Source organism: Siccirubricoccus phaeus, assembly GCF_008360935.1.
In the GTDB taxonomy this organism is placed as follows: domain Bacteria; phylum Pseudomonadota; class Alphaproteobacteria; order Acetobacterales; family Acetobacteraceae; genus Siccirubricoccus; species Siccirubricoccus phaeus.
Genome location: NZ_SRXO01000006.1, coordinates 250441 through 263983, shown reverse-complemented (window position 1 = coordinate 263983; position 13543 = coordinate 250441). Strand labels below are relative to the sequence as shown.

Below are 13543 nucleotides of genomic sequence, written 5' to 3'. Positions count from 1 at the left end.
GGCGCGGGCGTGGCATGGGGTGCTCCCGGCAGGGGATGGTGCGCGACCTCATTCCGTGCTGGTGGGCAGGGTGCGGCCGGCGAGGAAGCCGCCATCCACCGGGATGGTGGCGCCGCTGACGAAATCCGCATCGGCGGAGAGCAGGAAGCGCACCACCGTCGCGATGTGCTCCGGCCTGCCGCGGCGGTTCAGCGGCACCATGGCGCGGAAAGCCTCGTCGTATTTCGGGCGGGTGGGCTTGTGCGGCAGCGGGATCATCGCCGGCGCCACCGCATTCACCCGGATGCCCTGGGGGCCGAGCTCCTGCGCCAGGCTCTGCGTCAGCATGACGATGGCGGCCTTGGAGGCGGAATAGGCCGCGGCGCCGATGCGGGCGGAAAAGGCCGCGGTGGAGGCAAGGTTGACGATCGCCCCCTCCCAGCCCTTCGCCGCCGCCAGCAGCGCATAGGCGCGGGAGCAGAGGAAGGTGCCGCGCAGGTTGATGTCCAGCACCCCGTCCCAGGCGGCGGCGTCGGTGGTGGCCAGCGGCGTCGGCGTGGTGACGCCGGCATTGTTCACCAGGCCGATGATCGGCGGCGCCTCCGCCGCCACCTTGGCGAAGAAGGCGTCGATCGCCGCGGGATCGGCGATGTCGAGCGGCAGGAAGCGCACGCCCTCGCCCAGCTCGCGCGCCGTCGTCTCGCCCAGCGCGATCTCGCGGTCCGCGAGGATCAGCCTGCGGTACTTGCCCAGCAGCGCTTCCGCCGTCGCGCGGCCAAGCCCGCGCGCGGCGCCGGTGATCACCACCGTTCCGTCGATCATCCTGCCTCCAGCATTGGTTGCGCCATTCGTGGCGATCAGTCCCGGCCGGTGGCTGGCAGTTCTCCCGGAGAAAAGATAAGCGCGTTTCGGAGAGCGCGGCTAGACCTGCATCGTCCTGACACAGCCAGGCCGATGCAGGTCTGGGGTCCTTGAGCCCGCGATTCACGGCCTGAGCACGCCACCTCCGGCGGGCACGCCCAGGCCGATCGCAGGCTATCCCGCGCGGACGGCACCACAGGCGATGAGGGCCGCAATCTCCGCTTCCGTCATACCGGCTTCGCCCAGGATCTCCACGCCATGCTCGCCCAGCCGCGGCGCCGGGCGGCGCGGCGAGGGTTCACCGCTCGAAAACCGCATCGGCACCGCCATGCGGGTCACGGGACCTTCGCTCGGATGCTCCTCGGTGGAGAAGAAGCCGGTGGCCAGCAGATGCGGGTCCTCGAAGATGCTCTCCAGCGTGTGCACCGGCGTCACCGGCAAATCGGCCTGCTCCAGCAGCGCCAGCCATTCGGCGGTGGTACGGGTGAGGAATTCCTCCGCCAGCATGCCCAGCACGGCATCGATGTTCGCGGTGCGCGTGGCATGGCTGGCGAAGCGCGGATCGGTGGCAACCAGATCCGGCCAGCCGACCGCGGCGCAGAAGCTGCGCCATTGCCGGTCATTGTAGATCATGGTGCAGACATGCCCGTCCTTCGTCCGGTAGGGGCGCCGGTCGGGCGAGAGCAGGCGGCCATAGCCGCCCACGCCCTCCTTCGGGTCGAAGACCTTGCCGCTGAGATGGTCGCCGAGGACGAAATTCACCATGGTCTCGAACATCGGCACCTCGACGAGCTGACCCTCTCCGCCCCGCTCCCGATGCACCAGCGCGGCATTGATGGCGCCGAAGGCGGCGAGGCCGGTGATGCGGTCCGCCATGGCGAGCGGGACGTAGCGCGGCTCGCCGCCATTCACGCGGGCGTTCAACGCGGCGATGGTGGTGGCGCCCTGCATCAAATCGTCATAGGCCGGGCGCGGGGCATAGGGGCCGTCCTGGCCATAGCCGAGCACCGCGGCATAGATCAGCCGCGGATTGACTTCATGCAACGTGGCGTAGTCCAGCCCCAGCCGGGCCATGGCGGCGGGGCGGATATTCGTCACCAGCACATCGGCGGTGCGGGCCAGGCGCAGCAGCACCGCGCGACCTTCCTTGTGCTTCAGGTCCAGCACCAGGCTGCGCTTGCCGCGGTTGATGGTGAGGAACATGCAGCCCATGCCGGGGTTGCGGGCCGGGCCGATGAGGCGGACCACATCGCCCTCCGGCGCCTCCACCTTCGTCACCTCGGCGCCGAGCTCCGCGAGGAGCTGAGTGCAATAGGGGCCGACCAGCACGGTGGTGAGATCGAGCACGCGAATGCCCGCAAGTGGTCCCGGCATGGGGGTTGCGTTCCTCTCCTGAATCCAGCGGCGGTTCAGCATCCGCGGGCCTGGTCTGCGCTGGGCGCGGTGCAACGGGCGCCCACCCCCAGCCCTACACCGCATCGCCGCCGCCGGCCAAGCCACCAGCCAGGGCGCCATGCCTCGGCCGAATGGCGAGGTCCGGGCGGGCCGTGCTAGAATGGAATCATGCGTCGTGCCACAGCCCTGGACCTCCTCCGCCGGCATGAGGCCGAGTTCCGGCAGATCGGCCTGCGGCATCTTCACCTGTTCGGCTCGGTGGCTCGGGACGAGGCCGGCCCCGATTCCGACATCGATCTCTTCTGCGACTATGAAAAGGGCCGGTTCAGCCTGTTCGACCTGATGGACGCGCAGGCCCGGGTGAGCCAGATCCTCGGCTGCAAGGTGGATCTGACGACGCGCGACGGCCTGCACGCCATGCTGCGGCCCGGCATCGAAGCGCAATCCCTGCGGGTCTTCTGATGTCCCGGCGCTCGCCCGCGCCTTGGCTGGCCGATATCCTGGACGCGATCGCCCGCATGCGGGACGCCGTGGGCGATGCTTCGCTGGAGGAATTCGAGGCCGATTGGCAGCGGCAATGGCTGGTCGAGCGCCGCGCGGAAATCGTCTCCGAGGCGAGCCGCCACCTTCCTCCCGAGCTCAAGGCCCGCGGGCCGGACATCTCTGGCCGAAGATCGCCGGCATTGGTAATGTCCTGCGGCATGACTACCACCGGGTGGCGCCGGCCGTGATGTGGGCTCTGATCCGCGGTCATCTGGCGCCGCTGGAGCAGGCCTGCCGGGCCGAATTGGCGCGGCTTCCGCCATCCGACCGGCGTTGAATCCGCCTCCCTACCGCGCCCGCTCGATATTCCATAGCACCGGGAAGCCGAAATCGATCACCCCCCGCAGCTCCGCCCGCCACACCGCCGGCGCCTGGAACTGGCCGGAAAGCGGGAAGGTCGCGTATTCATGGGAAAGCCGCTGCAGCTCCGCCGCCAGCGCCCGCCGCTTCGCCGGGTCGCTTTCCGCGGCGAAGGCGGCCAGCACCGGCTTCATCGCCTCCACGCAATAGCCCCAGGGCTGGTTGTCGGTGCAATTATAGCCGACCGCGACGTTGGAGAGCGGGTCCGCCATGTCGAATCCGGTATAGATCACCGGCACGATGTTCCAGCCGCCGCGGTCGATCGGCTCCCGCCCCACCCAGCGCTGGGCGATGGAGGACCAGTCCGAGGCCTGCACATCAAGATTGAAGCCGGCCCGCTTCAACTGGTCGATCACTACCAGCGCCATCGGGTTGATCAGCGCGCTGTCGGCCGGCTGCAGGATGGCGATGCGCTCGCCATTGTACCCGGCCTGCCGCAGCAGCTCCCGCGCGCGGTCCAGATTGCGGCCGGGCACCAGATCGGCGCCGGCATTGCTCGCATAGCGCGTGCCGCAGAGATAGATGGAGACGCAGGCACTGTCCGCCATGCCGTCCGGCAGCCCATGCCCGGCCACCACCTCCGCCTTGTCGATCGCCGCCTGCACCGCGCGGCGCATCAGCACGTTGTCGAAGGGTGGCTGGTTGAAGTTCAGCGAGACGCCGCCGACGATATGCGCAATGCCGCCGGGATTGGCGATGACCAGATTCCGGTCCCGCCGGAAGCGCGGCAGGTAGTCGATGGGCGCGTATTCCAGATAATCCACTTCGGCCTGGGTGATGGCGGCAGCACGCAGCGCAATGTCCGGCAAGGTCACCAGCTCGGCGCGCTCCAGCTTCACCACCTTGCCGCCGGCCAGCCCGTCGGCCGGCTCGGCGCGCGGCACGTAGCGCGGGTTGCGGCGCACGGGGGTGCGCTCGCCGGGGATCCATTCGCTGCGGTTGAACAGGAAGGGGCCGCTGCCCACCACCTCCGGCACCTGCGTCGTCGGGCCGGTGGTGCCGGCCAGGCGGGCGGGCATGATGAAGGGGACATGGACGCTCGGCTTGCCCAGCGCGTCGATGACGCCGCCGAAGGGTTGGGCAAGTTCCAGCACGAAGACGTTGGGCGCCGTCGCGGTCAGCGCCTTGGCGGCGGCCATCAGTCGCCGCCCGATCGCATCCCGCTGGCCCCAGCGCCTGAGGGAGGCGACGGCATCCTCCGCCGTCACCGGCGTGCCATCGCTGAACTCCAGCCCGGGGCGCAGGGTGAAGGTCCAGGTCAGCCGATCCTCGCTGACCTGCCAGCCCTGCAGCATCTGCGGGCGGTACTCGCCCTTGCTGTCCATCGAGACCAGCGTGTCATAGACCAGATAGGCGAAGTTCCGGGTGACGAAGGAGGGGGAGGCGATCGGGTCCAGATTCTGCAGCCCGACATTCACCACCACGCGCAGCGGCCGCTGCTGCGGCTGCGCCATCGCCCCGCCCGCCAGCATCCCCGCGGCCGTGAGGCCGAGCAGCCAAGATCCGATCCGCATCCCCACCCTCTCCTTCCCTGACCCTGCCCTGCCGCGCGCACCTTCGGCCGCGCGGCATCCGCCCGCCACATGCATGCGGCGGGCCAAGGCGGCAGCGGCGTCAGTCCTCGATCCCTTCCGCCGCCCGTGGCGGGTGCCGCCCGGTCAGCCAACCGCCATCCACCGCCACCACCTGGCCGGTGACGTAGGAGGCCTCCGGCGAGGCCAGGAAGGCGATCACCGCCGCCACCTCCTCCGGCCGCCCGGCGCGGCGCAGCGGCGTCGGGTGCAGGATGGCGCGGCGGTAATCGGCGTTCTTCAGGTAATTCTCGGTCATCGCCGTCTCGATGACGCCCGGCGCCACCGCATTCACCGTAATGCCCTGCGGCCCGATCTCGGCGGCAAGCTGACGGGCGAATTGCGCGATGCCGGCCTTGGCCACGGCATAGGGTGTGGTGCCGGGGTAGCCGGCCATGCCGAAGGTGGAGGCGACGCTGACGATGCGGCCGCCCGGCCGCGGCAGGTGCGGCAGCACCTCCCGCGTCACCCGCAGCACGGCGCCGAGATTGACGTCGAGGAAGCGGGCGATCAGCGCGTCATCCGACTCCGCCAGCGGCCTGGAGCCGCCGATGCCGGCATTGTTCACCAATATGTCGATGCGCCCGAAGGCGGAAAGCGCCGCCTCCGCCAAGCGCCTGCCCGCCCCCGGCGCGGCCAGGTCCAGCACCAGCGCCGGCGCGCCCAGCGCGGCGGCGGTCTGCTCTACCTCCGGCGCCAGATCGGCCAGCAGCACAAGGGCGCCGTCCCGCACCAGCCGCGAAGCGGTGGCGGCGCCGATCCCGCGCGCCGCGCCGGTGACGATCGCCGCCTGGCCGGCGAAGCGCGGCAAGGGAGAAGAATCCTCAGGCAAGCCTTCCTCCATCCACGGGCAGGGCGACGCCGGTGATGAAGGCGGCGGCATCGCTCAGCAGGAACAGCACGGTCTCCGCCACCTCATCCGCATGGCCGAAGCGCTGCATCGGGTGGCGGGCGCGGAAGGCGGCCTGGCGCGCCGCCCGCGCCACCTCGTCGCCGGCGGAGGCGAAGGTCGCCTCCAGCATCGGCGTCTCGATGGAACCGGGGCAGACGGCATTCACCCTTATGCCCTCCGCCGCATGCACCAGGGCAAGGCTCCGCGTCAGCATCACTACCGCGCCCTTGCTGGCGGAATAGGCCGGCAGGGTGGCGGAGCCGGCCAGCCCGGCGGTGGAGGCGAAGGTGACGATGGCGCTGCGCCCCGCCTCCCGAAGCTGCGGCAGCATGGCGCGGATGGTCAGCCAGGTGCCCTTGACGTTCACGTCGAACAGCCGGTCCCACTCCGCCTCCTCCACCATCTCCGGCGGCAGAGCGGGGCCGAGGATGCCGGCCGCGGTCACCAGCAGATCCGCCGGACCGAAGCGGGCGGCGCAGGCCGCGGCGGCGGCTTCCAGATCCGCCGCCTGGGTCACGTCGCCCGTCACCGTTTCAGCATAGGTGCAAAACGTGGCGGTGCCGGCGAGGCCGACCGCGCTGCGGTCGAACAGCAGCAGCCTCGCCCCCTCCCGCGCCAGAGCCAGGGCCGTCGCTCGTCCAAGCCCAGACCCGGCGCCGGTGACCATCGCCACCCGGCCTTCGAAGCGCCCCGCCATCCGCCCCAGCCCGTATTACATAGCAATATGGGACCAAGCGCTTCGGAATAGGTCAACCGGGTCGCGCTATTTTCCTCGCGCTTCCGCCAAATGGTCGAAGCGGCGGGTGAAGCTGCCAAGGCCCTGGGTCTGGCTGCGCAGCTCGATGATGAGGTCGGCGAGCTCGGCTTCCGGCACCAGCGCCTCCACCGCCTCCCAGCCGCCCTGCTCCTCCAGCATGGCGAAGCCGAGGATCTGGCCGCGCCGCGCCGTCAGCAGGCGCTGCGCCCCGGGGGCATGGCCGGCGGGCACGCGCAGGGTGACGTGGTCCACCGGCTCCAGCAGCACCGGCCCGGCCTTGGCCAGGCCCTCCTGCATCGCCATCCGGGTGGCGGTGGCGAAGGCCATGTCGCTGCTGTCCACCGAATGGAAGGTGCCGTCCAGCAGGGTCACCGCCACATCCACCACCGGGTGGCCGAGCGGGCCCTTCCGCGTCGCCGCCTCGGCAGCCTCGGCGACGGCCGGGATGAAGCGCTTCGGCACCGCGCCGCCCACCACCTTCTCGTCGAAATGGAAGCCGGCGCCGCGCGGCCGCGGGGTGATCTCCAGCTTGACGTCGGCGAATTGGCCGTGCCCGCCGGTCTGCCGCTTCAGCCTGGCGTGCTGCACCACGCCATGGCGGATGCTCTCGCGATAGGGCACCAGCGGCCGGGCGGTCTTCAGCTTCACCCCGCCGGCCAATGCCGCCAGCCGGTCCAGCGCCGCGCGCAGATGCAGCTCCCCCTGGCCGGAAAGGATGGTCTGGCCGCTCTCGGCATCGAGGCTGAGGCCGAGGGCGGGATCCTCCTCCACCAGGCGCTGCAGCGCGGCGGCCAGCCGCACCTCCTCCTTGCGGTCCTCCGGCAGCAGGGCGAGGGCGTGCACCGGGGCGGGCGGTGCCGGAAAGGGCAGAGCGGGGCCGCCCGAGGGGATACCGATCGTGGTGCCGGCGGCCACGCCTTCCAGCCGGCCGAGGGCGAGGATCTCGCCTGCCGCCCCCTCCGCCGCCTTCTCCAGCTCGCCCCCCGGGGCGCGGTAGAGGCCGCCGATGCGGTGGCCGGCGAGGCTGGCGCCGTCCCTGAGCCCGCCGCGCCAGAGCCGCGCCCAGGCCAGCCGCCCGGCATGGCCCGCCTGGCGCAGCCGGAACACCTGCGCCAAGGGCGGCCCCTCCGGCGCGATTCCATGGCGCGCGGCGGTCACCTCCGGCCCGGGCGTGTCATGCCGCAGCGCCTTCCACAGCCGGCGGATCCCGCCCGCCGCGGCGGCGGCGCCGAACAGCACGCCGACCACCGCGCCGCTCGCCTCCCCGGCCCGCAGCGGGCGATAGATCTCCGGCGGCTCGGTGGGCTGCTCCTCCAGCAGCTTCTCCAGCAGCCCGTCATCATGGTCGGCGAGGCTTTCCAGCAGGGCGGCGCGGGCTTCCGCCTCGCGCGGCCGCACCGAGTCCGGCAGCGGGATGCGGTCCGAGGCGGCGCCGTTGCGGTAGCGATAGGCGCGCCCATTCACCAGATCGACATAGCCGGTGACCGCCCCCTCCTCCCGGATCGGCACCTGGCGCAGCAGCAGGCGGCGGCTGGTCTCCTCCTGCAGCAGCGGCAGCAGGTCGCGGAGCTGCTCGGCGCATTGGTCGATCTTGTTGAGGAAGAGCAGGGCCGGCAGCCCCGCCGCCTCGATCTGGCGGAAGACCGGGCCGAGGGCGGCGACGCGGCCCGGCACCGGCTCCGCCACCACCAGGGCGAGGTCGGCGATGGCAAGCGCCGCGGCGGCGTCATGGGCGAATTCGACGGAGCCGGGGCAATCCAGCAGCGCCCAGCTTTCCGCGCCATGCATGGCGTGGGCGATGCGCAGCTCCCCCGGGGCGGCGCGCGGCGCGCCGCGGCGCAGCGGCGTTTCGGCGGCGGCCAGCAGTGCCTCGAACAGGGTGGATTTGCCGCTGCCCTGCGGCCCGACCAGCGCGATGCAGCGCGGCCCGGCCGCGCCGCCTCCTCTGCCGCTTTCGGGGGTTCCGGTGGGGGTTTCTGCCATGACATGCCCTCCGCATGGTGGCGGTCCGGGCGCGGGCGGAAAGGCGCCGCCGTCGCGGCCGGCCGCTGGGCCTTTCCGGCCCATTGCCTGCGCCGCGCCGGGGGCGAGGCGCCCGGCCAGCCTAGACCCGGCGGGGCGGCGGCTGGCCAGGAAATTCGGGCCTCCGGCACCGGCGCGGTGAACCAATGGGAAATAATCTCTCGGCAAGGTCTGTTCCACTGGAGGAGACCGTTGCGGTTTGGCGGGATTTGCCCCGGCTGACGCGGTGACGGCGCGAAAGGATGAAGGAGCATGACGTCCCCCCCGCCCCCCGTTTCGGCCGGCAGCCTTTCCGCGCCGATCTCGCTGGGCCTGGCCGGGCTGGTGGCCCTGGCGCTGCTGCCGCCGGAGGCGGGCTTCCTGGCCGGGCTGGCGGCGGCGCTCTGGCTCGGCATCTCCATCGCCGTGGCGCGGCGGCGGGTGAGCGCGGCGGGCCGGGCGCGGTAGGCCCCGCCCGCCGCCGGGCGCGCGCCGAGGCCCCTTCCGCTTCCGGCCCGGCGGGTTAGGCTGGCGCCGAGGATAAGGGAGGGACGGCATGAGCGAGGCACGCGCCGGCAATCTGGGCGAATATCCCCTGCAGGGGAAAGTCGCGGTCATCACCGGCGGCAGCAACGGCATCGGCGCCGCCGCGGCCCGGCGCCTGGCGGCCGCCGGGGCCAGGATAGTGGTGGGCTACAACCAGGGGGCGGAGCGCGCCGCCGCGCTGGTCGCCGCCCTGCCTGGCGAAGGCCACAGCGCCCTGCGCACCCCGATGGAGGACAGCGCCGCGCTGCGCGACGCGGCCGCGGCGGTGCAGGCGACATACGGCCGCTGCGACGTGCTGATCAATTCCGCCGCCACCACCCGCCCGGTGCCGCATGCCGATCTGAAGGCGCTGGACGATGCGCTGATCGACCGGGTGCTGGTGACCAATGTGCGCGGCCCCTTCGCCACCATCCGCGCCTTCGCGCCGATGCTGAAAGCCAGCGGGGATGCGGTGATCGTCAACATCTCCTCGCTGGCCGCCATCACCGGCAGCGGCAGCAGCGTGATCTACGGTGCATCGAAAGCGGCGATCGACACCATGGGGATGTCGCTGGCGCGGGCGCTGGGGCCGGAGATCCGGGTGGTCTCCATCTCGCCCTCGATGGTCGCCACGGATTTCGTGCCGGGGCGCGGCCGCGAGGTGGTGGAGAAAGCGGCGGCGAAAACGCCGCTGAAGACGGTAACGGAGGCGGATGACGTGGCGCTCGCCGTCATGGCGGCGATCACCCATCTGCGGCTGACCACGGGAAGCGTCATCCTGGTGGATGGCGGCAACCACCTTTAGCAATCCCCACGACGCCGCCACGCGGCGCCGCGGGGGCTCCGGAATCGCTTGGCGATCAGCGCCCCGCACAGGCCGCAGCGGCAAAGCCCGCCGCAGCGCAACGGGCAGCGCAGCCGGCAACGGGGCAGGCGGCGGCCCGGCCCGCTCAACCCGCTACACCGCCTCGGCATCGGCGACACCGGGGATGACCTTCATCGCCTGCACCAGCTTCGGCGAGACGTTGAAGCCGCCGGGCAGCGCCATCTCCACCTCCTGCCCCTGGCCGGTGCGGGCGACGACGGTGACGCGGCCCTTGCCGCGCCCCTCGCGCAGCAGCATGGCATGGATGTGCTCCACCGCGCCGGTGCTCTCCAGCCACAGCCTTATGCCCTGGCCGACGCCCTGCGCCGCTTTCTCCAGCGCCTCCACCTCCTGCGCCGTCAGCCGCAGCATCTCGCCATCCATCCGCAGCTCGGCGGTGACGAGGATGGCATTGCCCTCCGCCAGCAGTTCGCGGCAGCGGGACAGCACCTCGCTGAACAGCGTCACCTCGATGCTGCCGCTGGCATCGGAGAGGCTGACCCAGGCCATGCGGCTGCCGGTGCGGGTCGGGCGCTCCTTGGCTCCCACCACCGTGCCGGCCAGCTTCACCCGCCCGGTGCCGCCCTTGGCCCGCTCCGCCACCCGCACCACCGGCGTCACGCCCAGCCGCGCCAGCACCGGCTTGTAGGTGTCCAGCGGATGGGCGGAGAGGTGGAAGCCCACCGCCTCCGCCTCATAGCTCAGCTTCTCCAGCATCGGCCAATCCGGCACATCGGGCAGGCGCAGCGGGTCCGGCTTCGCGCCGGCACCGCCGAACAGGGCGATCTGCGCGCTGACGCGATCCTCGGCAGCGGCCTGGGCGCGGCGGAGGATGGTCTCGGCACCCATCACCAGCCGGGCGCGGTTCGGCTCCAGGCTGTCGAAGGCGCCGGCCTTGGCGAGGTTCTCGATCTGCATCTTGTTCAGCAGCTTCGGGTCCACCCGCGCGGCGAAATCCGCGACCGAGGCGAAGGGCCCGCCCTGATCCCGCGCCGCCACCAGATCCCGCATCGCCTGGGCGCCGACGCGCTTCACCGCGGCGAGGGCGAAGCGGATGGCATCCTTCCCCTCCTCCGTCCGCTCCACCAGGAAGTCGGCGCCGGACCGGTTCACATCCGGCGGCAGCACGGCAATGCCAAGCCGCGACGCCTCCTGCATATGCCCCGCCAGCTTCTCCGTCTTGTCGAGGTCGAGCGTCATCGATGCGGCGAGGAAGGCCACCGGATGGTTCGCCTTCAGCCAGGCCGTCTGGTAGGAGACCAGAGCGTATGCAGCAGCGTGCGACTTGTTGAAGCCGTATTCCGCGAACTTGGCCATCATGTCGAAGATCTCGGTCGCCTTGCCGGGATCGATGCCGTTCTTCACCGCGCCCTCGGTGAAGATGGCGCGCTGCTGCTCCATCTCCTTGGCGATCTTCTTGCCCATGGCACGGCGCAGCAGGTCGGCGCCGCCGAGCGAATAGCCCGCCAGCACCTGGCTGATCTGCATCACCTGCTCCTGGTAGACCATGATGCCGTAGGTCTCGGCCAGGATGTCGTGGATCTTCGGGTGCGGGCTCTCCCAGGGCTCGCCATGCTTGCGCTGGCAATAGGCCGGGATATTGGACATCGGGCCCGGGCGGTAGAGCGAGACGGCGGCGATCAGATCCTCGAAGCGGTCCACCTTCATCTGCCGCAGGCAATCCCGCATGCCCTGGCCTTCGAACTGGAACACCCCGGCCGCGTCGCCCTTGCGCAGCATCTCATAGGTTCGGGCATCGTCCAGCGGGATGGCGGCGATGTCGATGTCCTGGCCCTGGCTGCGCAATATGGCCAGGGCCTGCTGGATCACCGTCAGCGTCTTCAGGCCGAGGAAGTCGAATTTCACCAGGCTCGCCTGCTCGACATATTTCATCGAGTACTGGGTGATCAGCATCTCGCTGCGCGGATCGCGGTAGAGCGGCACGATATCCAGCAGCGGCTTGCGGCCGATGACGACGCCGGCGGCATGCGTCGAGGCGTTGCGGTAGAGGCCTTCGAGCTGGTTGGCGATTTCCAGCAGCCGCGCCACCTGCTCATCCGCGTCGCGCATCTGCTGCAGCCGCGGCTCACCCTCGATCGCCTGGGCCAGGGTGACGGGCTTGGCCGGGTTGAAGGGGATGAGCGAGGCGATGCGGTCCACCTGGCCATAGGGCATGCCCAGCACGCGGCCGACATCGCGCACCGCCGCCTTGGCCTGCAGCTTGCCGAAGGTGATGATCTGCGCCACGCGGTCCGCGCCATATTCGCGGCGGACATAGTCGATCACCTCGTCGCGCCGGTCCTGGCAGAAATCGATGTCGAAGTCGGGCATCGAGACGCGTTCCGGGTTCAGGAAGCGCTCGAAGAGCAGACCGAAGCGGAGGGGGTCCAGATCGGTGATGGACAGCGCCCAGGCGGCGACGGAGCCGGCGCCGGAGCCGCGGCCGGGACCGACAGGGATGCCCTTCTCCTTCGCCCATTGGATGAAGTCGGCGACGATGAGGAAATAGCCGGAGAAGCCCATCTGCTCGATGACGCCGAGCTCATAGGCGAGCCGCTCGCGGTAAATCTCGCGGTCGGTGACGTTGAGCGCATCGAGCCGGGCTTCGAGACCGCGCTTCGCCATGAGCTGCACGGTTTCGGCTTCCGTCATACCCTCCTGCACCTTGGGGCAGATAGGTAGTTCCGGCTTCTTCGTCTCCGCCATCACGGCGCAGCGGCGGGCGATGGCCAGGGTGTTGTCGCAGGCCTCCGGCAGATCGGCGAAGAGGGCACGCATGGCGGCGGCGGGCTTGAACCAGTGCTCCGGCGTCACGCGACGGCGGTCGGGCTCCGCCATGGTGCGGCCCTCGGCGATGCAGAGCAGGGCGTCATGCGCCTCATGCATCCCCGGCGTGGCGAAATAGACGTCGTTGGCGGCGACGATGGGCAGTTCCAGCTCCTCGGCCAGGCGCAGCAGGCCGGGTTCGACGATGCGCTCGATGTCCAGGCCGTGGCGGTTGAGTTCCACCACCAGCCGGTCGGCGAAGCTTTCCTTGAGCTGGGCGAGCAGCGCCTTCGCCACGGGGAAGCGGCCCTCCGCCAGCAGCCGGCCGAGCGGGCCGAAACTGCCGCCGGTGAGGAGGATGAGGCCCTCGGCATGCTCCATCAGCGTCGCCAGCTTCAGGCTGGCGCGGCCGGAGGGGTCGTTGCCGAGGAAGCTTTTCGAGGACAGGCGCTGGAGGTTGTCGAGGCCCTGGGCGTTCATCGCCAGGGCGACGATGGGGTCGGGCGGCTGGCGCTCCGCCTCCGGCCGCTCATCGCTGGCGGCGCGGGAAAGGAAGAGCTGGCAGCCGATGATGGGCTGCACGCCCTTGCCGCTGCAGGCCTGCGAGAATTCCAGGGCACCGAAGAGGTTGGCGCTGTCCGTCAGCGCCACGGCAGGCATGCCGGCCTCCTTCGCCAGCGTCGCCAGCTTCTCGGCTTTGATGGCGCCCTCGCTGAGGGAATAGCTCGAATGAACGTGGAGGTGGATGAAGGCCGAGTCGCTCATGGGCCCAATTTAGCACCGAGGGAGGGCCCTGGCTGCGGCAGTGCCGCAGCCCCTCAAGCTCCACCCGCAAAGGGCCGAAGGGCCCTTTGAACCCTTGCGTTTTGCGGTTGGACAGTCGGGTCTGAAACTCATGGTTTCCAAAGGCCCTTCGGCCTTTGGCGGAGGGAGCTCGAGGGAGGCAGAGCCTCCCTCGAACCGGTGACGCCGGTTACAGCTTCCAGGCCGGCCTACGCCTATCTCGCGGCCCCAGATCACAGGAGCCG

12 protein-coding genes are annotated in these 13543 nt (G+C 70.8%); 5 read left to right on the top strand and 7 right to left on the bottom strand.

Annotated features, from left to right (window positions below):
• Positions 1–48 precede the first annotated feature (48 nt).
• Both E5N76_RS11240 and E5N76_RS11235 read right to left on the bottom strand, forming a co-directional pair.
• Positions 49–801, bottom strand: coding sequence for an SDR family NAD(P)-dependent oxidoreductase (locus tag E5N76_RS11240; RefSeq protein ID WP_149537381.1), 753 nt, complete (start codon positions 799–801; stop codon positions 49–51).
• A 213-nt stretch (positions 802–1014) separates the two neighbouring features.
• Positions 1015–2214, bottom strand: coding sequence for a CaiB/BaiF CoA transferase family protein (locus E5N76_RS11235; protein ID WP_149537380.1), 1200 nt, complete (start codon positions 2212–2214; stop codon positions 1015–1017).
• A 189-nt stretch (positions 2215–2403) separates the two neighbouring features.
• Here E5N76_RS11235 and E5N76_RS11230 point away from each other — a divergent pair, with 189 nt between their 5' ends.
• Genes E5N76_RS11230 through E5N76_RS31370 form a run of 3 tightly spaced genes read left to right on the top strand, consistent with a single transcriptional unit; the run spans position 2404 to position 3055 of the window.
• Positions 2404–2697, top strand: coding sequence for a nucleotidyltransferase family protein (locus tag E5N76_RS11230; protein ID WP_149537379.1), 294 nt, complete (start codon positions 2404–2406; stop codon positions 2695–2697).
• Positions 2697–2966 carry a HepT-like ribonuclease domain-containing protein gene (locus E5N76_RS30460; protein WP_235907664.1) on the top strand — a complete coding sequence of 90 codons (270 nt, stop codon included), beginning with the start codon at positions 2697–2699 and terminating at the stop codon, positions 2964–2966. The genes E5N76_RS11230 and E5N76_RS30460 overlap by 1 nt, the downstream gene beginning before the upstream one ends.
• On the top strand, positions 2951–3055 hold the full coding sequence (locus E5N76_RS31370) for a hypothetical protein (RefSeq protein WP_408021704.1): 105 nt from the start codon (positions 2951–2953) through the stop codon (positions 3053–3055). Before E5N76_RS30460 ends, E5N76_RS31370 begins: the two co-directional genes overlap by 16 nt.
• A 10-nt stretch (positions 3056–3065) precedes the next feature.
• Here the strand turns inward: E5N76_RS31370 and E5N76_RS11220 are convergent, their stop codons facing one another.
• The 4 genes from E5N76_RS11220 to E5N76_RS11205 all read right to left on the bottom strand — a co-directional run bounded on the left by E5N76_RS11220 (position 3066) and on the right by E5N76_RS11205 (position 8341).
• Entirely contained in the window at positions 3066–4652 is a 1587-nt protein-coding gene (locus E5N76_RS11220) for an ABC transporter substrate-binding protein (protein WP_149537378.1), read from the bottom strand.
• A 100-nt stretch (positions 4653–4752) separates the two neighbouring features.
• Positions 4753–5541 (bottom strand): SDR family NAD(P)-dependent oxidoreductase, encoded by a 789-nt coding sequence (locus E5N76_RS11215; protein ID WP_235907663.1) that lies wholly within the window; start codon positions 5539–5541, stop codon positions 4753–4755.
• Entirely contained in the window at positions 5534–6298 is a 765-nt protein-coding gene (locus tag E5N76_RS11210) for an SDR family NAD(P)-dependent oxidoreductase (protein ID WP_149537376.1), read from the bottom strand. Before E5N76_RS11210 ends, E5N76_RS11215 begins: the two co-directional genes overlap by 8 nt.
• A gap of 66 nt (positions 6299–6364) precedes the next feature.
• Positions 6365–8341 carry an elongation factor G gene (locus E5N76_RS11205; RefSeq protein WP_149537375.1) on the bottom strand — a complete coding sequence of 659 codons (1977 nt, stop codon included), beginning with the start codon at positions 8339–8341 and terminating at the stop codon, positions 6365–6367.
• A 291-nt stretch (positions 8342–8632) separates the two neighbouring features.
• Between E5N76_RS11205 and E5N76_RS11200 the strand changes: the two genes are divergently transcribed.
• A complete protein-coding gene (locus tag E5N76_RS11200) occupies positions 8633–8827 on the top strand; it encodes a hypothetical protein (protein WP_149537374.1) in 195 nt (64 codons plus the stop codon).
• 88 nt (positions 8828–8915) lie between these two features.
• A complete protein-coding gene (locus E5N76_RS11195; protein ID WP_149537373.1) occupies positions 8916–9689 on the top strand; it encodes an SDR family NAD(P)-dependent oxidoreductase in 774 nt (257 codons plus the stop codon).
• A gap of 153 nt (positions 9690–9842) precedes the next feature.
• Here E5N76_RS11195 and dnaE read toward each other — a convergent pair whose 3' ends face one another.
• Positions 9843–13280: a DNA polymerase III subunit alpha gene (gene dnaE / locus E5N76_RS11190; protein ID WP_149537372.1), complete on the bottom strand. Its 3438-nt coding sequence runs from the start codon at positions 13278–13280 to the stop codon at positions 9843–9845.
• Between the last annotated feature and the right edge of the window lie 263 nt (positions 13281–13543).

Excerpts from the sequence above, each read along its gene's own strand:
- E5N76_RS11240 (WP_149537381.1), bottom strand. The coding sequence starts at position 801 with ATGATCGACGGAACGGTGGTGATCACCGGCGCCGCGCGCGGGCTTGGC.
- E5N76_RS11235 (WP_149537380.1), bottom strand. The coding sequence starts at position 2,214 with ATGCCGGGACCACTTGCGGGCATTCGCGTGCTCGATCTCACCACCGTG.
- E5N76_RS11230 (WP_149537379.1), top strand. The coding sequence starts at position 2,404 with ATGCGTCGTGCCACAGCCCTGGACCTCCTCCGCCGGCATGAGGCCGAG.
- E5N76_RS30460 (WP_235907664.1), top strand. The coding sequence starts at position 2,697 with ATGTCCCGGCGCTCGCCCGCGCCTTGGCTGGCCGATATCCTGGACGCG.
- E5N76_RS11220 (WP_149537378.1), bottom strand. The coding sequence starts at position 4,652 with ATGCGGATCGGATCTTGGCTGCTCGGCCTCACGGCCGCGGGGATGCTG.
- E5N76_RS11210 (WP_149537376.1), bottom strand. The coding sequence starts at position 6,298 with ATGGCGGGGCGCTTCGAAGGCCGGGTGGCGATGGTCACCGGCGCCGGG.
- E5N76_RS11205 (WP_149537375.1), bottom strand. The coding sequence starts at position 8,341 with ATGGCAGAAACCCCCACCGGAACCCCCGAAAGCGGCAGAGGAGGCGGC.
- E5N76_RS11200 (WP_149537374.1), top strand. The coding sequence starts at position 8,633 with ATGACGTCCCCCCCGCCCCCCGTTTCGGCCGGCAGCCTTTCCGCGCCG.
- E5N76_RS11195 (WP_149537373.1), top strand. The coding sequence starts at position 8,916 with ATGAGCGAGGCACGCGCCGGCAATCTGGGCGAATATCCCCTGCAGGGG.
- dnaE (WP_149537372.1), bottom strand. The coding sequence starts at position 13,280 with ATGAGCGACTCGGCCTTCATCCACCTCCACGTTCATTCGAGCTATTCC.